The organism is Methylocaldum sp. (assembly GCF_035627495.1).
In the GTDB taxonomy this organism is placed as follows: Bacteria; Pseudomonadota; Gammaproteobacteria; order Methylococcales; family Methylococcaceae; genus Methylocaldum.
Genome location: NZ_DASPLO010000134.1, coordinates 1 through 1,972 on the forward strand (window position 1 = coordinate 1; position 1,972 = coordinate 1,972).

The window sequence follows — 1,972 nt, forward strand, 5'->3', positions numbered from 1 at the left end:
AGCTCTGTACGCGCGCCAGCCGGTCAGCCGAGGCGGCTTGATCCATCATAGCGACCGCGGAGTGCAATACGTGTCGATCCGCTATACCGAGCGCTTGGCCGAGGCCGGTATCGAACCTTCGGTGGGCAGCGTGGGCGACTCCTACGATAATGCCTTAGCCGAGACCATCAACGGGCTATCGTGGAAGAACCTGGAAGCGGTGGAATGGGCCACGCTGGCCTGGGTGGACTGGTTCAACCATCGCAGGCTGCTGGAACCGATCGGCAACATTCCGCCTGCCGAGGCCGAAGCAGCCTATTACCGCCAACTCACCGAGTCCGCCATGGCGGCGTGACTCACATCCATAAGCCTCCGAAATTCCTGGGGCGGTTCAGCCGCAGCCTGAGCTCAAACGTTGGGCATCAGCCATGATATGCGCGAATCTCAATACTATTTTTCCGCCAGCAGGTCGTCCGGCTTTGCGTTCAAGAACCAGTCGGGTGGAGACCAGCGCCCCGGAATATGCTTGTGTCCCCAAAGCGCCAGTTGCTGTAATACCGGTAGCAAATCCGCACCCTTGCGGGTCAAAGAGTATTCGTATCTCACGGGTTTCTCTTGATAAGGACGTTTTTTGATGATTCCGTCCTCCTCAAGCTTACGTAGGCGGTTTGCGAGAATATTTGTAGGGATGCCCTCTGGGGAATCCTGGAAATCCTTGTATCTTCTTTTGCGGACCATCAAATCCCGGACGATGACTAGGCTCCACTTGTCACCCAGCAAGTCGAGCGATGCAGCTACGGGACATTGAGAACGGAATGCAGGTGTGCCAGCTTCTTTACTCATGTTGTGAACCCTACACGGGTCACTTGCAAAGCGCAAGTTTCGGTAGCATGATGTTGTCACTTGCGATTGGCAAGTGACAACAGTTGAAAGGAGATGCGTACATGAACACCCAGACAAATGCCTCGTTCGCCATAATAAAAGGCGGCTGCCTATGTGGCGCCGTACGATATGAGGTCACCACCGCCCCGGCCATGACGGGGTTTTGCTACTGCGAGAGCTGCCGCAAGCTCAGCGGTTCGGGGCACACATTTCACGCCTTAGTCCCTGAAGACACAATGAAAATCAGCGGCGACTTCCGTGGATTTGAATGGAGGGCGGACAGTGGGAACACCGTCACCACAAGTTTCTGCCCTACTTGTGGTAGTCCCCTGTTTGGGAAGAGTTCAAGTATGCCGGGCATGGTGACGTTCAGGGTGGCGAGTCTGGACGACCCAGCAGCTATATCGCCGCAAATGGCGGTTTACACGAAACGGTTGCTGGCGTGGGATCACCTTGACCCGGCACTGCCTGCCTTCAAGGAAATGCCGCCCATGCCTGAAGAGGGGTAAACCGTGATGAATCCGCACCCGCCTTGTGACCCCGTGAGTCTTGAAGAAAGAATCCGCGCCTTGCTCATCGGCTTGCCACTTTCCGAGAAGCGCATGTTTGGCGGCATAACCTTCCTGCTGAACGGAAACATGCTGTGCTGCGCCTCAAAGAAAGGGCTGATGGTCCGCGTTGGCAAAGATGCTGAGCCACAGGCGCTTGCCAACCCCATGGCAAAGCGCTGCGACGGTGCGGGTCATCCTATGCCTGGTTTCATTTCGATTGAACCTGATGGGATAAGCCGGGACGAAACTCTTGCCAATTGGCTGGAAATGGCGCTGACATACGTTGGTACTCTTCCCCCAAAGACAGAAAAATTCAGGATCAAACCGCCACGCTCCACAAGGAAGAAGGCGTGAGATCCATATACGCCCAACAAGGCGCTCCAGAGGGACAGGCCAACCGCTGCGCTTTTGGCCTGTCCCTGAGCTAATGACATGGACTCCCCCTACTCCTACGGCATCGGATGTGCCAGATTGGAGTTGGGTTATACCAATCACTAGAGAGGGGGAGTGTCATGCAGGTTGCTCGAATTGGGCTGGACATTGCAAAGAACGTGTTTCAA

General features: G+C 55.5%; 3 protein-coding genes and 1 pseudogene. 3 read left to right on the forward strand and 1 reads right to left on the reverse strand.

Going from position 1 to position 1,972, the window contains the following annotated elements; translation table 11 throughout:
- Positions 1-334, forward strand: a pseudogene (locus VEB01_RS10700) (IS3 family transposase); the annotation flags it as partial.
- Positions 335-429: 95 nt separating this feature from the next.
- Here VEB01_RS10700 and VEB01_RS10705 read toward each other — a convergent pair.
- Positions 430-822, reverse strand: a complete 393-nt coding sequence (locus tag VEB01_RS10705) for a winged helix-turn-helix transcriptional regulator (RefSeq protein ID WP_324875283.1) — start codon at positions 820-822, stop codon at positions 430-432.
- Positions 823-923: 101 nt separating this feature from the next.
- Here VEB01_RS10705 and VEB01_RS10710 point away from each other — a divergent pair, with 101 nt between their 5' ends.
- Positions 924-1,370 (forward strand): GFA family protein, encoded by a 447-nt coding sequence (locus VEB01_RS10710; RefSeq protein ID WP_475441746.1) that lies wholly within the window; start codon positions 924-926, stop codon positions 1,368-1,370.
- A gap of 33 nt (positions 1,371-1,403) precedes the next feature.
- On the forward strand, positions 1,404-1,766 hold the full coding sequence (locus tag VEB01_RS10715; RefSeq protein WP_324875285.1) for a TfoX/Sxy family protein: 363 nt from the start codon (positions 1,404-1,406) through the stop codon (positions 1,764-1,766).
- The last annotated feature ends 206 nt before the right edge of the window (positions 1,767-1,972 follow it).

What these genes read in the sequence shown, in the direction of transcription:
- VEB01_RS10710 (WP_475441746.1), top strand. Translation starts at nt 924, where the DNA reads ATGAACACCCAGACAAATGCCTCGTTCGCCATAATAAAAGGCGGCTGC.
- VEB01_RS10705 (WP_324875283.1), bottom strand. Translation starts at nt 822, where the DNA reads ATGAGTAAAGAAGCTGGCACACCTGCATTCCGTTCTCAATGTCCCGTA.